Origin of the sequence: Candidatus Vallotiella adelgis (assembly GCF_020541305.1) — a bacterium.
GTDB classification, from domain to species: Bacteria; Pseudomonadota; Gammaproteobacteria; order Burkholderiales; family Burkholderiaceae; genus Mycetohabitans; species Mycetohabitans adelgis.
This window is the reverse complement of sequence record NZ_CP047396.1, coordinates 1,099,160-1,119,831: the sequence shown is the minus strand read 5'-3', so window position 1 is coordinate 1,119,831 and position 20,672 is coordinate 1,099,160. Positions and strand designations below refer to the sequence as shown.

13 protein-coding genes and 1 tRNA gene are annotated in these 20,672 nt (G+C 43.9%); 9 read left to right on the top strand and 5 right to left on the bottom strand.

Annotated elements, in window-relative coordinates; all coding sequences use genetic code 11:
* The first annotated feature begins 113 nt into the window (after nt 1–113).
* Genes GJV44_RS04105 through GJV44_RS04090 form a run of 4 tightly spaced genes read left to right on the top strand, consistent with a single transcriptional unit; the run spans nt 114 to nt 4,138 of the window.
* Nucleotides 114–1,124: an ABC transporter permease subunit gene (locus GJV44_RS04105; protein ID WP_226806456.1), complete on the top strand. Its 1,011-nt coding sequence runs from the start codon at nt 114–116 to the stop codon at nt 1,122–1,124.
* 44 nt (nt 1,125–1,168) lie between these two features.
* A complete protein-coding gene (locus GJV44_RS04100) occupies nt 1,169–2,056 on the top strand; it encodes an ABC transporter permease subunit (protein WP_226806455.1) in 888 nt (295 codons plus the stop codon).
* Nucleotides 2,053–3,261 carry an ABC transporter ATP-binding protein gene (locus GJV44_RS04095; protein WP_226806454.1) on the top strand — a complete coding sequence of 403 codons (1,209 nt, stop codon included), beginning with the start codon at nt 2,053–2,055 and terminating at the stop codon, nt 3,259–3,261. Before GJV44_RS04100 ends, GJV44_RS04095 begins: the two co-directional genes overlap by 4 nt.
* Nucleotides 3,182–4,138: a dipeptide ABC transporter ATP-binding protein gene (locus GJV44_RS04090; protein ID WP_226806453.1), complete on the top strand. Its 957-nt coding sequence runs from the start codon at nt 3,182–3,184 to the stop codon at nt 4,136–4,138. The genes GJV44_RS04095 and GJV44_RS04090 overlap by 80 nt, the downstream gene beginning before the upstream one ends.
* 1,155 nt (nt 4,139–5,293) lie before the next feature.
* On the opposite strand, the gene GJV44_RS04085 is transcribed toward GJV44_RS04090, so the two are convergent.
* Nucleotides 5,294–5,914: a 5-formyltetrahydrofolate cyclo-ligase gene (locus tag GJV44_RS04085; protein WP_226806452.1), complete on the bottom strand. Its 621-nt coding sequence runs from the start codon at nt 5,912–5,914 to the stop codon at nt 5,294–5,296.
* A 1,885-nt stretch (nt 5,915–7,799) separates the two neighbouring features.
* Between GJV44_RS04085 and GJV44_RS04080 the strand changes: the two genes are divergently transcribed.
* Nucleotides 7,800–9,053 (top strand): multifunctional CCA addition/repair protein, encoded by a 1,254-nt coding sequence (locus GJV44_RS04080; RefSeq protein ID WP_226806451.1) that lies wholly within the window; start codon nt 7,800–7,802, stop codon nt 9,051–9,053.
* 577 nt (nt 9,054–9,630) lie between these two features.
* Here GJV44_RS04080 and GJV44_RS04075 read toward each other — a convergent pair.
* On the bottom strand, nt 9,631–10,329 hold the full coding sequence (locus tag GJV44_RS04075; protein ID WP_226806450.1) for a dienelactone hydrolase family protein: 699 nt from the start codon (nt 10,327–10,329) through the stop codon (nt 9,631–9,633).
* A gap of 2,291 nt (nt 10,330–12,620) precedes the next feature.
* Here GJV44_RS04075 and GJV44_RS04070 point away from each other — a divergent pair.
* Nucleotides 12,621–12,920, top strand: a complete 300-nt coding sequence (locus GJV44_RS04070; protein ID WP_226806449.1) for an H-NS histone family protein — start codon at nt 12,621–12,623, stop codon at nt 12,918–12,920.
* A gap of 1,852 nt (nt 12,921–14,772) precedes the next feature.
* Here GJV44_RS04070 and GJV44_RS04065 read toward each other — a convergent pair.
* From GJV44_RS04065 to rsmI, 3 genes are all read right to left on the bottom strand, one after another.
* The gene (locus GJV44_RS04065) at nt 14,773–15,420 is read right to left on the bottom strand and encodes a 3'-5' exonuclease family protein (protein ID WP_226806448.1); all 648 of its coding nucleotides are present in this window, start codon (nt 15,418–15,420) and stop codon (nt 14,773–14,775) included.
* Nucleotides 15,421–15,431: 11 nt separating this feature from the next.
* Nucleotides 15,432–16,079 carry an MBL fold metallo-hydrolase gene (locus GJV44_RS04060; RefSeq protein ID WP_226806447.1) on the bottom strand — a complete coding sequence of 216 codons (648 nt, stop codon included), beginning with the start codon at nt 16,077–16,079 and terminating at the stop codon, nt 15,432–15,434.
* A 993-nt stretch (nt 16,080–17,072) separates the two neighbouring features.
* The gene (gene rsmI, locus GJV44_RS04055) at nt 17,073–17,897 is read right to left on the bottom strand and encodes a 16S rRNA (cytidine(1402)-2'-O)-methyltransferase (RefSeq protein WP_420885758.1); all 825 of its coding nucleotides are present in this window, start codon (nt 17,895–17,897) and stop codon (nt 17,073–17,075) included.
* A 685-nt stretch (nt 17,898–18,582) separates the two neighbouring features.
* Here rsmI and GJV44_RS04050 point away from each other — a divergent pair.
* From GJV44_RS04050 to GJV44_RS04040, 3 genes are all read left to right on the top strand, one after another.
* A complete protein-coding gene (locus tag GJV44_RS04050; protein ID WP_226806445.1) occupies nt 18,583–18,942 on the top strand; it encodes a hypothetical protein in 360 nt (119 codons plus the stop codon).
* Nucleotides 18,920–19,645: a BON domain-containing protein gene (locus GJV44_RS04045; RefSeq protein ID WP_226806444.1), complete on the top strand. Its 726-nt coding sequence runs from the start codon at nt 18,920–18,922 to the stop codon at nt 19,643–19,645. The genes GJV44_RS04050 and GJV44_RS04045 overlap by 23 nt, the downstream gene beginning before the upstream one ends.
* 395 nt (nt 19,646–20,040) lie before the next feature.
* Nucleotides 20,041–20,116 (top strand) — tRNA-Ala (locus GJV44_RS04040).
* Nucleotides 20,117–20,672: the final 556 nt, after the last annotated feature.

Here is a 20,672-nt window from a genome sequence, read left to right as displayed (position 1 = left end):
CGTGAGTGATATTAACTGTAACGGCTTAAGCTTGCAGTAAGCGTTTCGACATCGTACCGCGTGATGCTAATAATTATATATCACCCACTCATTGGCACCCACAAAAAGCTTTCATGATCCGTTTTGTCTTGCACCGCTTGGGAATGGTTATACCAACATTTTTTGGCATTACTATTGTCACGTTCGTGCTTATTCATCTGATACCCGGCGATCCTATCGAAGTGATGATGGGCGAACGCGGTATTGATCCGCAAGCACACGACGAGGCGCTACATCGATTAGGACTTGACGAAGAGCTGCCATTGCAATATCTGCGCTATGTTGGCCGTGCGCTGCACGGTAACTTAGGCACATCGTTGATAACGAATACTAGTGTGGTGCACGAATTTCTAGCGCGTTTCCCTGCGACAATAGAGCTGTCGAGCTGCGCTATGGCGTTTGCGTTGCTACTCGGCTTGCCGGCGGGCGTTGCTGCGGCACTCAAGCGCGGTTCATGGCTCGATCATACGGTGATGGGAATCGCACTAACTGGGTATTCGATGCCGATCTTCTGGTGGGGACTGCTGTTAATAATGCTGTTTTCTGTCACCCTCGGTTGGACACCGGTATCTGGGCGTATCGCAGTGGAATACGATATCCCATATATAACCGGTTTTATGCTAATTGATTCGTTGCTATCTACCGATGAGGGTGCCTTCAAGTCTGCAGTGCCACATCTAATCTTACCGGCAGTAGTATTGGGCACAATTCCGCTGGCAGTAATTGCACGGATGACGCGATCGTCGATGCTCGAGGTGCTGCGCGAAGACTATATTCGCACTGCACGCGCCAAAGGCTTATCGCCGGCTCGGGTTGTCCTTGTGCACGCGATGCGAAATGCGCTTCTTCCCATTATTACAGTGATTGGGCTGCAGATCGGCACTTTACTTGCAGGCGCAGTGCTAACTGAGACTCTATTTTCCTGGCCTGGAATTGGAAAGTGGTTCATTGAGGCAATCGCGAAACGCGATTACCCAGTTATACAGGGTAGCATCTTACTAATTGCAACGTTGATTATCCTGGTCAACCTGTTCGTTGATTTACTGTACATCGGATTTAATCCACGTATTCGCTATACGAGGTAACGATGGTAGAGTTGCTCACTTAGCCTCCCTCCTTTTAGTAGGTGATGAAGTTGCTGCTATCTAGACGCTGGCTAGCGGTTCGTGAATTTTGGATTCAGTTCTCGCGTAACTACGGTGCCGTCGGTGCACTCATAGTAGTTATACTATTAATCGTAGTCGCGCTGTCTGCGCGACTTCTCGCACCGCATAGCCCGATCGAGCAGTATCGCGAGTTTATTAAGTTACCACCAGCGTGGCTCACCGGTGGTAACTGGAAGTTTGTTCTGGGCACTGACGAAGTGGGTCGCGATATCTTATCGCGACTCATATTCGGTGCACGTCTATCTTTCTTGATCGGCCTGGTATCAGCCTCGTTGGCATTGGTGCCAGGAATTATACTGGGCCTTGCTGCTGCATTTTTTCCGCGTTGGGGTGACGCGCCGATCATGCGTCTGATGGATGTGCTACTCGCACTGCCATCGTTATTGTTCGCAGTGGCGATCGTTGCTGTAATCGGTCCAGGACTCACTAATGCAATGTTCGCTATTGCAATCGTCACGTTGCCTGCCCACGTTCGGCTTACACGTGCGTCCGCACTCGGTGAACTGCAAAAAGAGTATGTGACAGCTTCGCGCGTGGCGGGCGCAAGCACGCTACGTCTGATGTTCTCCCAAGTGTTACCTAACTGCATCCCGGTATTAATTGTGCAAGCTACGCTTAGCTTCTCGACCGCGATCCTTGATGCTGCCGCGCTCGGCTTTCTCGGCTTGGGCGTGCAACCGCCCTCCGCCGAATGGGGTACGATGCTAGCCTCTGCGCGCGACTACATTGATAACGGTTGGTGGATCGTCACGATGCCAGGCTTATCAATTCTAATCACTGTGCTGGCCATCAATATGCTCGGCGATGGGTTACGCGATGCACTCGATCCAAAATTAAAAAGATTATCATGAACCTGAATCCTAATATACCGTGCAATGTAGGTGCGCCGTTGCTGACAATTCGTGACCTGCGCGTCGAATTTAATGGACTAGCTGCGGTAGATCAGGTAAGTCTATCGGTATCCGCCGGTGAGGTGCTCGGTATTGTAGGCGAGTCTGGTTCTGGAAAGAGTATCACAGCGATGGCCTTGATGGGGCTGATTGACCCGCCGGGGCAGGTCAGTGCTAACGAACTGCGCTTTAACGGTGTTGATCTGTTGCATACGTCACCGGCTAAGCGCCGGCGTATCGTCGGAAAGGATATTGCGATGGTGTTTCAAGATGCCCTTATGAGCTTAAATCCAAGCTATACAGTCGGCTTCCAAATCAAGGAAGTGCTCTCCTTGCACGAGGGGTTGCGCGGTGCAGCCTTAGAACGCAGTGCGCTAGATCTCCTCGAGCAGGTTGGCATCCCGGATGCAAAGAACCGAATAAACGCATTTCCTCATCAGATGTCCGGCGGGATGAACCAGCGCGTAATGATTGCTATGGCTGTAGCATGCAACCCGAAGCTGTTAATAGCCGATGAGCCCACTACCGCGCTAGATGTAACGATCCAGGCTCAGATTATGGATCTGCTCATGAAATTGCAAAAAGAGCGTGGTATGGCGCTCCTTCTAATCTCGCACGACCTAGCTGTGGTATTCGGGGTGGCGCAGCGGATCGCGGTAATGTATGCTGGCGAGATCATTGAAATAAATCGTGTACCGAATATTCTATTAGCGCCACACCATCCGTATACAGAGGCTCTTCTAGCGGCGATTCCCGAGCACAACCGCGGTATGCGACGGCTTTCTATACTCTCCGGTATAGTGCCTGGTTGCGAAAATCGACCTAGTGGTTGCCTGTTTGCGCCACGTTGCAAGTATGTAATTGACAATTGTTGGAAGACTCATCCTGCGCTTGCATCAATCGATGCGCGGGATGAGGTAATGTGCGTCCGATGCATCCGTGCTCTAAATATGGAAAACTTCGAATCGTCGCAGTCATGGCCGACGACTATTATGATTCGTACACGCGCAGCGCGTATGAAAACAAAGGTGCAAGATGAACACTACGGCGCATGCTCGCGATACGAAGACGACCACCGAGGATGCCGTGCTGATTACGGACCAGCTGACCAAGCACTACGAGGTGCGCTGCGGCATGTTTGGCACAGCCACAGTAAAAGCGCTTAATGGTATATCTTTTGCACTATCTCCTGGTCGCACCCTAGCAGTTGTTGGTGAGTCGGGATGCGGCAAGTCAACGCTGGCGAGGCAACTGACGATGGTCGAGAGTCCGACATCGGGCCGCCTATTCATTGATGGAGCTAATGTTGCGACTGCTACACGTCGACAGCTTGCCGAGTTGCACAAACGGGTTCAAATGGTCTTCCAGAACCCGTTTTCCTCATTAAATCCGCGAAAGACGGTCGAGCAGACGCTAGCTGAGCCGCTTTTAATTAACACTAGAATGAGCGCCGGAGAGCGGGCATCACGTATCGCCGAAATAATGCGCATAGTTGGATTACAACCTGAGCACGCGAAGAGATATCCGCATATGTTCTCGGGCGGGCAGCAGCAGCGTGTGGCAATTGCGCGTGCAATGATACTGACGCCGCAGATCATTGTGGCTGATGAGCCGGTATCAGCGCTAGACGTATCGATGCAAGCACAAATATTAAACTTATTTATGGAGCTACAAGATAAGTTCCGCACTAGTTACGTCTTTATTTCTCATAACCTTGCAGCGGTAGAGCATGTTGCTGATGACGTGATGGTAATGTACTGTGGTCGCATTTTAGAGCGAAGGGACAAGGAAACAGTCTTTGCGAGGCCGTGGCATCCGTATACGCGCGCATTAATGTCCGCTACACCGGCTATTTTTTCATCCAACCGATATATCAAAATTAATCTTGAAGGTGGGTCGCCATCGCCCTTTAATCCCCCCCAGGGTTGCACATTCTATCAACGCTGTCCCTACCGGGTAGAGCGGTGCGTATCCGAAGAACCGAGTTTGCGCGATATTGATAGCGGGCAGGTGGCTTGTCATCGCGCTGAGGAGTTATGCTAAGGAAATCGGTTGTAGATAGATAAATAGTATAGCATTATAGGCGCACTGAATATATATGTGCGTCTATAATGCTATACTAAGGATCGAAACCGTACTAATCTACTGCTGTTTTTAGCACATGTGTCTAGCACAATACAGGCCGATGTTGGAATGTATCTAACTAACACAGCGCTAGCGGAAAATTTTTAGGCTACAGATGCTCATACTGACAGGGGCAGGTGTTCACACCAAACACGTACACATTATATCATAGATTAGAGGTGTTTACTCTACTCTCATCTTGAGTATTGCGGCATTCAACTAATACTACTCGATACCTATGCATCACATACTACGTGGAATTACAGTGTGTTCGTTATATCAATATTATCTACAAGGATTACTAGCGCAGCCGGTACCCCTGTCTTGATTATCATATTATGCTGCGGAAGAAGCAGGCTAGAGCTTTGCAGTCCGGCGAACTATTAAGCAAGTGTCACTTCTATATTCTGTGAAGCAGAAAGGCGTAGAGTGCGGTTAGAATACACAACAATTCTTATAATATAGTGGAATCACATCCACTGCCTGATTTATATAGGAAATAAATAGTTATCACCACAAATATGCTCGATAGCTGTAAGGAGTACCTGAATTCTATATCGCCCTTCAGTTATAAGCGAGATGAAGTTTACTGTAATGCTCACTTCTCGAATCAACATAAGTGCCAAGCAGGTATTCTACTTATAATAGACCTGATTCCGGAACGCACTATTAAATATGCCAATATCACACGTAGTGAGTCAACTCGAATCTGGATTTGCTAGCCTTAGGGAATGCTTGCAAAACTTATTAGTTTGAGTAGTGCTATACTATTAGCATATCATTCTCTACGACCAGACAGAAAAGTTAGTAGATTATTATTGATATTAGCTGATATATCCAACCTGTATGATAAGGCATCAACGCGGAATAAGCTGGAAAATATCTGTTGCTCATTAAGCGTTATAGATAAGCATATGGTAACGTGCTGTGCTGTAATATTTATTCTCGCGTAGTAAGTTGCTAGAAGGAGATGTTTGTATCTTTAAATAAGGCTAGCTTCTACAAAGTAGATCACCTTAGATACTGTGTGCCCAGTTAGAACTTTTCAATATAGTTGTATGTGCTAAGCAGTGATTAATAGCAGTTAATATTTGTAACAATAATATCTAGTGGTATATCGTGCGTTTCGTGCGGAATCAAGTTTACTTTCGAACATTCATATGCGATTCCAACAGTGACCGGCAGGCTTGCGTGTGTTGGCCATGCTGCCAATGTCCGGTCAAAATAGCCACCGCCGTAACCAAGTCGGTACCGTGACGCATCAAATCCAAGACATGGCACAAGCAGCATGTCTGGTACGACACTATTTTTGTGTATCGGAATAGAAATCTTATATCGCCCTTCCCTCATCGGCGAGTCGGGTGTCCACGTATGGTAGATCATCGGTCTACGCGGCGCGACGATCACTGGTAATGCTGCCCGACGAGCCGTGTCTCCATACAGCCAGTGCGCAATTATGTATCGCGCGTCAAACTCTCCATAAACCGGGCAGAACAGCCCCACGCAACGTGGGGCATAACGCTGTAGAATATTAGTTAGTTGCGCCGCCAATTTAACATCGACACGCGTACGCTCCGCCATGCTAGCGAAGCGTACGCGTTCAGCTAGCAACCCTGCGCGCAACGCTATCTTCAGCAACGAAGGAAGTGCTTCTGCGATCAACAAGTCTGGTTTGCGTTCTATGCACTGGATCATTGTAACCCTCCTTCTTTAAACGCAAAGAGAAATAGTCATATATACTCGACTAGTATATCGTTTAAACGTAGTCGAGTTGCCAACGATGTTTTTTGCTATGTATAGCAGCACTTGGCAGCACAGATTCGTCTACTCAAGAGAAAATACTTGGAATTCGTTCAGTTTCGCAAGGGTAGTGCATAGAGAGAACTAGGTCGGCGTTATATGTTCCTATCGCTCAAAGTTTCAAATGCTCGATAATTAGGGGGTTATACACATATCGATGTGAATGAGGTGCTAGTACTGCATCTCATTACACTAGGGTGGCTCAGCAATTACAGAGTAGGATGCCTTATCTCTCAGCGATCAGCACGCTGCATAAGAGAGATGGTTTGTTGTGATTAATATTCGTAGCCTATACTTAAGAATATATAAATGTCAACGTCTTCAGGCTCGAGTAGTTAGCTAAAGCAACAGTCTAATTTACTTAAGTACTTATCTGATGTAGCACGGCTAGTTCGAAGCTGATGATATATAAGGGTGATGGTAGATCCGACTATAATTAAGAAAAATTACTAGAATCTAGTGTTTAATCTGGTTAAATCGCCCCTAGCGACGACTAAGCTGTTAAGTATATAAGAGAGATGGTTGCCCTCTCTTTATACTACTGTATCTAGGGCGCAAAATACATCCTAAACATCAGCACACTCAATGAAGCGCCGGTTATAACGATATTCGTATTGATGAGCGCATCCGCTCACTTTTTAAGTGTATATGTTTTGCTGGAGAATTAATGTCATATCAGATCAGGTGCTATTAACGAATACCAGCGGCTATGGGGTGCATTGATAGTCGGTCACCAGATTAGTGATATAATAAGAAAATCCTACTAAGTAGCTACTACTAACTTTTAGTCTCAGCTTATATAAGTCTTCATTATACTCGCGCTATGCTTACGAGAGGTAGCGATAATAGACTTCTGCACAGCAATACGAATTGTATTTGTATTTTACTTTTACCTCTATAGCTAATTAGTCTAAGAAGATTCATTGGGAACTCACGCAGTTGAGCGTGAAGTGTATACTCAGCATTGTCGAGTAATAGTTCATCTCTCATCCGGAAAAACACAATTTCTGCCGATCTACTTATCGTTGTTCTATCAGATAAACGAGTACAATACGTAGGCGTAGTAGGCTGAGATTAGCCATCAATATGGGATGGCGAAGTAAGCATGATGTTTTATTAGTAATTATATGCATCAGTAATACTATGCCTTAGTTTCCGCTTTCCGCTCAATCGGCTAGATGTTTCGATGCCTAGTCAATACATAGCACGATAATTCTGAGAAAATTTTCTTAAGCACACTACTAATATTCGGATAACAGTCGCTTACAAAACTATTGTCGATAATCTATCATTAATTTTTAGACTGACGGTTCTTATAACAACCGATCAAACCGCCAAACTCGGCAGTAGAATTAGAACATTAGCCTAGTAGAGATTATAATCTTCCCGGAAACGATTTCATTTCCGGGGGGCACGCGATCAAAGAGTTGTATTAAATACGACTTACTTCAATGCACTATTCGACGGTTTAGACTCAGTTACTGAAAGCGCGCTTGGCTTGATACAACTTATTCCGTAACAAATTAGGGAAAAATCAGGAAAATAGAGTATACATTATACGTCATTTTTTATTGAAGCAGGTGCCAGTCATTTTACGTGCAGGTAACGAGGCGTTTAGTATATTTGAGTTTATGAGTCATTATTTTATAAACTCAAATAATTTGTGCAGATATTTTTCTAGAACCTACGTACCTAAATCCATGAATTTGCAGTACATAGTACTTCTCTGTATGACTAGAGTGACGCATGAAGCGCATGACCGCAAGAGAGTAAATGACTAATGAACATATATGCAGTGGGCGGCGCTATTCGTGACGAATTACTAGGCAAACCGGCTACAGATCGTGATTATGTAGTAGTCGGAGCGACGCCCGAGCAGATGATATCTCAGGGTTTTCGCCCTGTAGGCAATAATTTTCCGGTATTCCTACATCCACGTACACAAGAAGAGTATGCATTAGCACGCACAGAGAAAAAGATAGCAGCTGGCTATCATGGCTTCCAGTTTTTTTGTGCGCCAAATGTGACACTGGAGCAAGATTTAGCTCGGCGCGATTTAACTATTAATGCAATGGCACGGGCAGTGTCGTTCGATGGTACGTTGTACGGACCCGTGATCGATCCATTTAACGGCCAGATCGATCTGCAAGCGCATGTTTTTCGCCATGTCAGTGGCGCCTTCGTTGAGGACCCAGTGCGCATTCTTCGGGTGGCGCGCTTTGCTGCGCGCTTCACCGATTTTATTGTTGCGCCGCAGACGCTGAGGTTAATGCAGCAGATTGTTGCAAATAACGAAGCCGATATGCTAGTACCTGAGCGTATATGGCAGGAACTCTCGCGTGGATTAATGGAGCATGAGCCATCGCGGATGTTTGATGTGCTGCGTCAGTGTGGTGCGCTAGAGCGCGTGCTACCGGAGGTAGCACGGCTATTTGGCGTACCACAGCGTGCTGACTATCATCCGGAAATCGATACTGGCGTACACGTGATGATGGTCATCGACTATACGGCGGCACAGCAGTATTCGCTTCCGGTACGTTTTGCTGCACTCACACACGATCTTGGTAAAGCTGATACGCTACCCCATGTACTGCCACGCCATATTGGACATGAGGTACGTAGCCTAGAGCGGCTTTTTCCACTATGCAAACGTCTCAGAGTTCCCAGAAATTGCCGCGACTTAGCTGTATTAGTAGCACGCGAACACAGCAATGTGCATCGCGTGATGAGGATGGGGCCAGATGCGCTAGTTTGTATGCTAGAGCGCAGTGACGCGCTGCGTAAGCCGATTCGGTTTGCGCAAGCGATCCAGGCTTGTGAGGCCGACTTGCGCGGTCGCTTAAATTTTACATCTCATCCTTATCCACAGGCAGAAAGACTACATATCGCGCTAATAGCTGCTCGCGGCGTTGATATCGGTGCTATTATCGCGCAGCGTGCAGCCAGCGAGACATACTGCATTAAAAATGCTGTATATGCAGCACGCGTGCAGGCTGTCGAGTCTGCAATACGCGAAGAGGAGGCGGCGCTGTAGCGCGCGGCGGCGGCTAACTTCCCCAGGATTTTACTGATCGCAGTATAGTATACTGCGATCAGTGTTGTTGAAATATAACAATCAAATCCTGATAAAATTAATTAGTTATACTTGTTTATTTTACCCCTGCACAGACATTCCGAAAGTTAGAGGAACAGCTTTTCTCACCTAAGTTTTCACCTATAAAATCGATCCGGCCATAGTAGACAGGGCAGAGATGCGCAGTAAGCTAGGGTTACTAAAATTGTACACTCTATAAAGCAAAGAAATTAACATACCTCCTGCTTGGAGGGGTGAAGCAGTCCGAATATATTTATTGTCGATTTTTTCTGTGCGTAGGACTATATAGCGGTTTCAGCTCGTTTTTGTAAAATACTGACCACAGTAACCAGATTAGCTTTGGGTGTCGATGGTTTATATACTAGTTGCGAACTAGAACCTGGTTGCAGCTCCGATTTTTGCTACTTTAGCGCTATATCGTGACGCTGACGAAGCAAGATTGGATCCTATTTAGTGGTAAAAGTAATCTACGCCGACCCGCTACTCCACGTACTACTCTATTCCGCATCTTAGTTGGCTAAAGATGCTCGACTAGAAAAGTTAGCGTACGTCCATGAGCTAACGCTGCGGCGCGTTGCTGGTAAGTCGCTCGATGTGCGCAGTTAAAGCCATGATATGCGTTGGGATACAAATAAAATTGAGCATTATTGTGGCCTTTGAAGTACTCCTTTACTTGATATGCCGCAGATAGAGGGATATTCGTATCTTGCTCAGCATAGTGAAACAGTATCGGTATATCTATCTGTGACGCATGATCTAACTGGTTCTGTATACCACCACCATAGTAGGCGACTGCAGCATCTATTAATCCGTGCGAGGCCATGTTGTAGGCTAGCATTCCACCAAAGCAGTAACCTACTGCAGCGATTTTGCCACTTTGTTCCGGTAGCGAACGCAATGCCCGCACGGTTGCAGAAAGTTCTTGTAGCGTCTTATTAAGATTAATCTGCTCCATGAGTGCAATGCCCCGTCTGCAGTCTGCATCTGCATATCCGAGTTCAATATGTGGCTTGCTACGCCAAAAAATATCCGGTGCCATTACTAAATAGCCGTCTGTCGCGTACTGGTCAGCAACTTCACGGATATGCTGATTAACCCCAAATATCTCCTGGATTAAAACGATCCCTGGACCTTTACCTGTATGAGGAAGTGCGAGATATGCCTGAAACTTTCCATCTTCGGTATCAATATCATGCCATCTCGAATGTGTAGTCATATTTGACTCTGAGTCGTTCAAAAGAATCGAATAGAAAGGATAATATAGTGTTCATTATTTCAATTTTTGAGCATGCATCGTCAGTGCATTATTTAGAGGTGAAATAACGAAGTTAATACGCTATTAACAGTAAAGCATGCATGCAAGCACACCCTGGCTTAGTCAATGTTAACATAGCCACTCTTAACAGAATATATTTTTCTGATGTTTAACAAAAAGTCTATCTTAGCTGTTGCTCCCGCTATTTTAGAAATTCTTATCAGAAAAATATGTCGTCCAGGCTTGCTAAGTGCGCAAAGAGAGTTAACTATTCTAATATTCGCGTGTCAATATTAGAATAGTTACTATTTGCTATGCGAGATATTAAGAAGTATCTCGCGCGGCAACAGCTATAAAATATTATTATCTAAGTACATGAGGATATGTTAAGCAACATAAGTTAGAATTAATAAATTATTAGATAATAGTTCGATACGATTTACATCCTGTAATGAGCGCTTCGAATAGAAAAAAATGGATGTCGAGTATCTAAATAAGATAGGTGGCTAGAATGAGTAGCAGAAACGCGCTAGTACAGAGAGGCTAGTGTTCTAACCGAGAGGTGAGAAACTACTGATTATCTAAAAATCATACAATAGCTGTTCTGGCTAAACATAACTCGTATACTCTCCCCCGCTAAAAAGCGGGGGAGAGTTAGTGAAATTATTGCGAAATTAATAGTCTTTCAATTATATATTGAACCCTCGCGATTGCCTATTAAACTTAATACTATTGCACTCTCATCGAGCAATACGGGTATGGCTAGTAGTAAAATTCAGGAGATATAGTATAGAAGCATGAGTAGGATGCCTGCCCACGGCTGAACAGCCAGGTACCTAGATACACGCACCAAATATCTACTCATGGCTAGCTATACTCGAAACAAGATATTACCACTATCAAACCTCTAGATACTGAAAAGTAGTGCGCTATGTAATGTTACAATGCCTAGTATAAATATATTGCGTACCGTTCATGTATTTGAATTCAACAACATATAAGATAATGCTTATAAAAAACTATCATGGTTTATAGTTGCGGTGTGCGCCCTACTATAGGGATGCATGCGGTAATTACTACGTAGCGTGGGTGGATGTGTCAGTGTCAAGAAAATTCGAGGCGTATTAATTTCTAATGCACGTGCATTCAGCAGAATGCCTTCTCACTAGAAGAGCGAAGCTGGGGTTAAATTTTTCTGCGTCTAAATCGCTTATTTTGCGAATTCTTGATACCCGTATGCCTGTCAAGACGCTAAAATCATCGAGTATGATATTGACTAATTCTGAGGAGTTGGAACAACAGTAACATACCTAATAAAGGTAATTCTGAATATCCTAACTAATCACTCGCATTTATTTTTACCCCTCGCTGCTTTCTGTCAGTCTTATCCTGCGCACTCAATCTGTACCATGGTTCATTAAACTGTCTAGTTGTCCGACCTAGCACACATGTAGTTTTTCGCGCATTTTTCGTGTGGAACTATATCGCCTACACTCAGTTAACGTGTGAAATACCACACAAGTTATAACCGTTATACATTTAAGCCAATAAATCAGGAATTGAAAAGGCTGGTGAATTCGTGGTTTCTTTATTACGCTGAGGTTGCACGACATCTAGAATTTAGCGATTTTGTGTTTTATTTGATTGGATCGCAGAACATCCGACATATAAAAATATTTATTTTAATAGTACGACTTGCGTACATGTATAGCGCTTGAATCAGCTCAACAATAATTTTCAGGTATTAAGTTCAGAAATTGATATTGAACTATGTCTATTCAACTGATTTCCCGGGTAGCAACAAGTTGTTTTATATACAATTATTCGCAATACGAACGTATGCGTAGTCTTCTACTTAATGGGTTACATCCGGGTGCATGAATTAATATAATTATTCATCGCCAACTCGAACGGCAAGTTACTTCTGAGTGACTTAAGAAACCTGGACTAATAAAGACACGAGGGTACAGATCATAGAGATTCATCTAAAACATTGAACCTGAGCATCGATTTCAATAGCTTCAGGATGATTTTGACTAGTGATTCTATACTGCGTTGATCGCTGTAACAGATAGTTGAACAAGCATTCTTTTGTAATATAATATCCATTAAATACTAAATCCTTATATCGACTATTCTTCTTAGTCACATCTTGTGTTAAATTTGTAGAGTACTATTCCAAAGTAAACCCTATTAAAACGACTTAACAGATAAAAATCGAGTCGTTCTACCATTCAAGGACCCCTACCCCTATGTCATCGTACAAAGAGCTTCTTGCGCAGCGTGAAAAACTGGAAAAGCAAATAAAAGAAGCAAAAGCCAAAGAGTTTGATGAAGTTGTTAGTGATATCAAACAAAAAATGGTGGATTATGGTATAACTCTGACCGATATCGGCTTTATCCGAGGAAGATTAGCGAAGACAGGACGGCCCCGTATTGGTGTATCTCCAAAATATCGCGATCCTGTCAGCGGAAGTACATGGTCAGGTCGCGGAAAACCGCCGAAGTGGATTGCCGGAAAAAATCGAGATCAGTATTTGATACTGCCATAAGTCGAAGCCTAGTACAATCAGTTTTATCCGAAAGACAAACATGTCAAACCACGGGCTTCTATAAAGACAGGCCATGCACCCAATAAAAGATACTGGCTAGATATTCTGGAAAATACAATCAAATTGCATATGACGGCTCTTGCAACGTTCTACGGACATGGGCAAAAATTCCTCATATCATCGTCATCCAAAAATTTTTCTTGATAGAGAGCTTTAGGTAGCGCGCATCAGATGCTGTTCATAAGATGACTATTTAATCAACAGTCTTCTCTATTCTGATATATTTTCATGTCCCGCTTCGTTGCTTGAGCGCCAGGTCCGTCACATAGCAGTTTATACTTGCAAGTATCATGCTTCATGCGGTACTAATACCGACACAGATTATAGTTAGTATGCTGGTCCTATCCAAAAGTTGATTTCTAGTATAATACATTCATTGGCTAACCCAATTTTTAATCAGAAAAATAGAGTAGACATTAGAATAATATGGCACAGGGCGAAGCCGATCGTTGCTCTAAATACTATCCTATCCGGGGATAAGTCTATGTTCGTCATGGCTATAAGTTAGCTTTAGATTAACCGCATGAGCTAATTTTTAGAATAAGAATACGATCCCAAGATTCGTAGAGTGCTATTCTAGATAGCTGACGTATAAACGTAGTGCATAATTTGAAAACCCGTAAGATAGAGCAGCTTGGCATGAGTCAATTTCGTATTTTCTCATGGAAACTCCGCGTCTTTGCGGAAGACGGTCCGTCTATTCTTAAGAAGAAATCTACATTGATTCCGAGAATAGCAACACTTGTGCTTATACCGAAGGGTGATAGCCTGGCCGATTAATCTTGATTTTGTTACCTGGCAGCTCAGGGCATGCTGGATTTCTCCTCAGAAGAGAAGTCAGTTAACGGCGGATTCGTTATTACTGTATACGGTGAATTGAGGATAAGTTGTGATTTTTCTAGATAGTATTTTTTATACTACCATGTAATAAACTTTTATAAATATAAATATAGACAGGATATAATATATATCCTGTCCGAGATTTTTTAGTATAGTGTTCTAAAGCAACGGCTTTAGTTTCTCAATCCACTGCAGAGCAGCATATTTAATCAACCGACTTAATAGGAACTTTTCTACCGATTTAGCTAGTAGCTAGCTCCCAAAAAAACTCTGGGAGATTGAAAATATGCATTCAGTACTAAGAGTTCCGCTCTCTATTGCATTTTTTAGTAATAGAAGGTCATAAATCAAACGTAATTGTATTTATTATAATAAGCGGACGTACCCTCCCATCAAGCCTGCAAGCATAAAGCAGCACCCCTACTGATTATACAATGCATCGATGTGCGGGAGTCTCCCGGATACGCTATTAGCGCTAGGTAATTGTAATCAAAAAACCCTTTGCATCGACTAACCTATGCGGTTAGGATGAAGGTATTTCTCAGTCGTGCAATTTACCTGTCCAATTGCACGACTGAATACACTCAACATTATAATTTCTGCGACTGCATCAAACCGCCTTCTTATCACGAAGGCGGGGTTCCCTGTACTTTCTTAGAAACGAGAGAGATAGTAAAACTGCTAGTGGTAGTGCAAATAATCAAATTAGTGGGAATTAATAGTTGCGAGCAAAACTAAGTTGCTTCTCCTTCCCAGGAGAAGTCGATGACTCGCTGCGCGAACTTTAGAAAATTATGAAAGTAAGAGACACGCACACGCGAAAAAATATTAAGCTGTCTCCTATGATAGACATAGTATCATGGGGCGTCTACCCAATAGCGGGACAGTCAATTAGTGAAGCTAGTAAAAGATCGCTGATCTAACAATACCATACCGACACCGGTATAGTAGCTCAATAGCTTAACAACCCCTGGCATATTGGGGGAGATGTTACGTTCGAAAATTCATTGTTTGTTCGATCCGCTATCCATTGAGTATGCATTGCCTGGCGGACGCGTAACTCCGAAAGTATATTACAGAATAATGCCCCTTGTTCGATTGCATCGTCGAGTGCGATATGCGTATGCCGATGGGTATCAAACCAGTGCTTTGGTAGGCGCGGCTTGATAGTTTTTCGGTAAGGAAGTCCAGTTATCGAAAATGCAAGCGTTTTGATATCTAGTGCCGACCAAGAAAACGGACAGCGGCCAGCAAATCGCATCATATACCAAAACATGAACGTGAAATCAAAACCAGCTGGATAGGCTACGAAAACAGGTTTGCCCGGCAGAGCTTCAACCCACTCAACATAGGTGGGAAGTGCTTCTTCTGGTGAACGTGTATCTATACGGCATGCCGCCCAGGCACGAGGTTGTGTTTTCCACCACGCATCCTGAAAAGGATGCGGAGATGCGCCTGGCAGCGTGTTTAGGTTGACCGAGAACGTTGCAATAAGTTGTTTGTCTGCAGTATAGGCTGCAGATGCGCAGCTCAGCATTGAATGCGGACCAGGAATCGGGCCGTCAGCCTCGATATCGGTACTAACATAAATTTCATCCATTGAGTATCCCGTTAACTGGCAACAACGTGATCAGCTACGTATGGGTTCGTGCGCCGCTCCTGGCCAAAAGTCGACATCGGACCGTGTCCCGGGACGAATCGTACGTCATCACCAAGCGGAAATAGTTTTTTTCGGATCGACGAGATCAGGTCTAAGTGATTGCTGCGTGGAAAATCTGTTCTCCCAATCGATCCCGAAAACAGTACGTCGCCGACTAGTGCAAGTCGATGCTTTTGACTGAGAAAAACAATGTGTCCCGGTGTATGTCCGGGACAATGAAGAACCCTCAGCATCTCATTTCCGAACTGTACGATATCACCATCGTGTAGCCAGCGGCTTGGCTGGAACGCTTGCGTTGTCGGCAATCCAAAATACGCGCTTTGCTGCGGCAGCAATGACAGCCAGAATTGCTCATCTGGATGCGGCCCTTCAATCGGCACGCCGTAGTAGCTTGCTAATGTAAAGGCCCCTGCACAATGGTCAACATGGCCGTGTGTCAACAACACTTTTTCTATGCTCGCGTTGAGATTTTTTACCTGGGCCTGGATCAACTCTAGATCTCCTCCCGGATCTACAATAGCAGCGCTGCGCGTATGTTTGCACACAAGCAGCGAGCAGTTTTGCATGAGGGCAGTGACAGGGATTAGTTTAACTTGCAATTAGTTTAACTGGTGTCGAGTTAAGAAACCAACTGAGCCACAGCTGAGTAAAGGACACATTATAGTTTCTATACTCTAGTCTACGCATTCGAATAATCATAGAAGCATACCGCAAAAATGACGATCTGAATAAATAAGTTTTAATAAGATAAATGCACCTTCATGGCGCCTAAAAACTTAGGCATGTACTGTGAAGGAAAATAAAATGCGCGCGCCTAGAAACAATACCGCATATAGATAACAACAATATCCGGCATCGCAAAGCGATGTAACACGTTCCATATAGCTAGGCAAGTAGTCACCTGATTCCTAGCTTGGCTTGTCGATGGCAAAGCTTTACAGCTGATTAATATAGTGCTATTCGTTTCTTAATCGTTTACCCACCTTACATAGGTTAGTCACATAGGAACTGCAGTGGTAGCTCTTTACTAGTGACAGTTTTCAATAGTAGTGAAGTACTTATAAAAGCTCGAGAAGCTTGAGGCTATGAGATTTTTCTCCTTATATAGTTGATTCTACAATCAAAAGTAGTTTAACAAGCTATAATGACGGTACGTTCAGCGATAGAAAATGAGGAGAGACAAGCGATGCATCGGCTGATACGGTTGCATGTCGTTTTCTGTTTCTTGACGCTTCCGAAATGAGCATGTCGGAAGCGTTTAATGTACTACAAGCTTAAGTAAAAAATGGTTTGACTACAAGTTACTATCTACTCAGTATTTTTGCTGTCTCAATTTATATGTAAGATTAATGTTGTATATAAGAAATGGGCCATGGTTGAGAATAACAATTGTCAACTGTACCATAGAAGAATAAGTTACAAACTTGTCGATTCATTAATAAATACACTTGGGCTAGCCGGGATTCTGGAAACCGCAAGAGCCATCCCTTAAGAGAGCTGTTTTTCAAGAGACTTAGTAAGAATAACTGCGTAATGCATATCGTTTTGTATACGGTTTATAAAAACTATTAAGAGCACAGTTTTTTATCTTCTTATTTACCTTCTATCAATTTTAGCGCACTTGTATAGAGCACACTACGTGATACGCCCGTCAGCACGACTGCTAATTTGACCGCGGTTCTGACCGGCACTTCGTTTAATAATGCTTTCAGTATTATGTCATAGTGGTGTACATCGCTACGTATGGGTAAACTGGTAGCACCTTCGACAACAAGGACAAACTCCCCACGTAGTCGGTTCGGATCTGCAGTAAGCCATGCAGGCGCCTCAACAAGCCTGCACTGGTGCAGGCTCTCGTGTAGTTTAGTAATTTCTTTTGCAATTAATATTCGGCGTGACGAGCCAAGTATTTCGGCTAACGCACGTACGGTCTCGAGTGTGCGGTGCGGCGCCTCATAGAAAACAAGAGTTTCTTGATGTGCCGCTAATTCTTGGAGCCGGTCGTTCCGCTGTTTCGGCTTTGTCGGCAAAAAGCCAGCGAAAGTAAACGTATTCGCTAAATGCCCAGTTACACTTAGCGCAGCAGTTACTGCACTAGCGCCTGGTATTGCTACTATGCTTAATCCTGCATTTTGTACCTCGTCGACCAATCGTGCACCTGGATCGGAAATTCCGGGTGTGCCTGCGTCCGACACGTATGCAATACGCTCACCTAAGCGCAAGAAATTAATAATTTTCTGTGCAGCGCTCCGTTCGTTATGTTTGTGAACCGCTAATAATGGGCGTGTGATTTGGTAGCGCGCAAGTAGTTGTGCTGTGTGGCGTGTATCTTCTGCTGCAACTCGGTTTACCAGTGCTAGTACATGTAATGCACGAAGCGTGATATCGGCAAAGTTTCCGATCGGCGTTGCTATCATATACAGCGCTGATATCGGATAGTGCTGATTCTCGGCAAGTACAATGGGATTAATCAAGAAATGCCTCATGAGAAGCGATGAATAATAAAGCTATCGGTCAATAACGCTACGACGTAAAAAAACCGGGCTGGTACCTGCTTTAACTGACAACACAGCAGATGTGCAGCCTCTAGGGCTTAACAATTATGTGCCGCGCCTTAATATGCTACGGGTTGGTGTTATGAATACGCAATATATAAATGTAGAGAGAAATTTTGTCATACAGATTGCTGAATGGGCTACTTTTATTTATCGAAGTTTGTGTTTGCAATTTTTGTAATGATAGTAACTTACTTTTTAATGTTGATTGGCATAAGTGATATCTCTCGTAGATATCACTAGAATTTTCTGGTTACCTCCCTAGAAAGTAGTCATCTGTAGTGACTACTGCAATAGTATCGCGTTAATAGTAGTCAACTAAAGTAGTGAGTTTGTTGATACCTACAACGCGAATGTACAGCTTCAGCAAATGTGTTGTCTAAGAGCGAGTAATAAAAATGCATGTCACTCGATAGCAATTGACAAAAGAGCGCGAAGTTGTAATTGACTGCCGCATTAGGTGAGTTAGGGAGAGTAAAAAGCTAATTGCCGTAGCAATTTATAGCAAGATTGTTATATGCAGGAGGACGGCGCATGCGCGTCAGATATGCAGCGCATCACCAGAGGTGGCTCGTCGGTTACTTCAATCGCGCGATTACCCCTTAGGCTGTTAGTGCTTTCAATTGCTGGGGACGCGCTTGCTGCAATAATGTTGATTGCAGCTGTTGCTACTGTGCATCATCAAAAAATAATCGTCGTATCGTTAACGAGAACTGAGTCGCCTTCCCGGGCACTGACTAATGTCGATATTCATATATGTATGACAGCGCCGCATGAGACGGGTTCATGGGTTGCAACTGCTGATAAATCTATTGCTTGTGTAATAGAAATCGACACAATATTTCTGAGGAAGAAGGCTAACCAACTCAAAGAGGAGCTTGTCTATGACTGTTACTCGATTCTGTAAAACACTTATGCATATTGTGTTAGCTGTAGGCCTTTCTTCATCGCTTCAGGGCTGTGGCTTATTACTACTGGGGAGCGCTGCTGGCGGCACTCTGATGTGCATGGACCGACGCACATTCGGAGCTCAGACGGAGGACCGTGAGATTCAAATTAAGGCATGGAGCCGGCTGAGTCATGCGCTACCAGATTCCACCCACGTTAATCTAACGGTCTATAACCGTCGTGTGCTATTAACAGGGGAGGCGCCAGATGCAGCTTCGAAGAAAAAAGTCGGGATGATAGTACGTGACATCACTAACGTAACCGGTATCATTAATAAACTAGCAGTGCAGCCCGAAAGCACACTTTTTTCGCGCACTATCGATACATATATTAGTGGCAAAGTGCATGCTGTGTTGATTTCTAGAAAAGATATTGAGTCGAATCATTATAAATGGACTACAGAGCGTGGTATTGTGTACTTAATGGGTTTAGTGACAGTCGATGAAGGTAATCGAGGAGCAGACGCTATCAGTTATATTACGGGCGTTAGGCAGGTCGTGAAACTTTTTCAGTATGTGCAGCCCGAGAATCTACAGCTACTAGTGATAACGCCGATATTTCACGCTAATAGCGATTTTATACTCGAAGGAGAGCAGCCAATGAGAGCAGCGGTAGGCGAAGTGCCTCTAGTAGAAGTAACCGTGCGACCGCTTGACCAATAGTTGTTCATACGCTATTCGACAATCAAACCTCATAACATGCAGGCATCTTAATTTATAAGAGAGAGTGAGTGAGGTGGGTTTGCACAAAGCTTGACTGCAAGACAAAGTGAGTTGACTTAGCAGGGTGTTATTTTATTCTGCGGATGCGGTCTGCCTACTGGTGCGTAGGCATGACATACACTGTGGGTATAAGAAAGATTTTGGTAGCTTTTTATGCTTAGCCAAGAAAGCTGTGTAAATAGTATATTAAACATATTAATGCTATCGCTTACTTAGCTGAGTACAGCTAATGCGAAATTATTGGTACTATTGTTCTAGTGCTGGTCATACGCAAATAAGGAAAAACATCTTAGTTTCAGTTACTACTGTAGTACTGCTATAATCAAAACTTTATAGGGGCGGTAGCTCAGTTGGGAGAGCGTCGCGTTCGCAATGCGAAGGCCAGGAGTTCGATCCTCCTCCGCTCCACCATAAAGCTTAGCTGATTGCTAAGCTGTTTTTCTTTAGTAAATTTAGTCTATTCCAGTAACTTTTGTTACTTGAGCTATTAAGTCTAGTCGTAATACTTCATCAGTAAGTGGTATCCATCGCCCCTTAGGGCGAGCTTTAGTAAAGAAACCTTGTTTATTAACAAGGTTATCTTGTATATAAACCAACTGCCAATAAAAAACAGAATCCCCCGTGTTTTAGAGTGTAGCTATCCTCTCCCGCACCGTAAATATCGCCTATAAAGAATATGGAATAGAATATTTTGATCCCGTTGACTGATTATTAAACCGCCCAAAAATACTATGCGTACGCCGGTTTAGGTATTGCGCCGTTAGTTCTAGCCGCTCTCGCGTGAAACAAGACCTAAAAGAGTTTAATTATGTTTAAGAGGGAAGGTGCATTAGCTTGTACGCTAAGTTAAAAAGAACTGGATTGCCGTATAAACTTGCTGACCTAGAATGACCTGGATCTACTCTGGTGAGTAGATCATCAATCGATTCTATCGCGCTGATATCTAGTGTGCTCAGCGGAGCAAGAA